Origin of the sequence: Neisseria sp. P0009.S010 (assembly GCF_051958545.1) — a bacterium.
Lineage (GTDB): Bacteria > Pseudomonadota > Gammaproteobacteria > Burkholderiales > Neisseriaceae > Neisseria > Neisseria subflava_A.
Genome location: NZ_JBQCVH010000062.1, coordinates 1 through 238 on the forward strand (window position 1 = coordinate 1; position 238 = coordinate 238).

Genomic DNA, 238 nt, shown 5'->3' on the forward strand with positions numbered 1-238 from the left:
TCGCTATATGCGGAAAGCCTGCTTGCCGAAGCGCAGGTGTTCGGGCGCAAACAGAAGGCGGTACTCGACCAAGTGGCGGCTCAGGCGATTTTGCAGGGCTTTTTCGATGGCGGAGCCGTGGAGTATTTCAACGGCAGGGAAGAAGGTTCGGAAGAATAATCCGTTTGGGAATATTGAAAAAATTTTGAGAAAAAAGGTCGTCTGAAAGCTGTATTGACGGGGTTGAACCCTTTAACAG

General features: G+C 50.0%; 1 pseudogene. It reads left to right on the forward strand.

The window, feature by feature from the left end:
- Positions 1–159 (forward strand): annotated as a pseudogene (locus ACTHSN_RS10910) (Holliday junction resolvase RuvX); the annotation flags it as partial.
- Between the last annotated feature and the right edge of the window lie 79 nt (positions 160–238).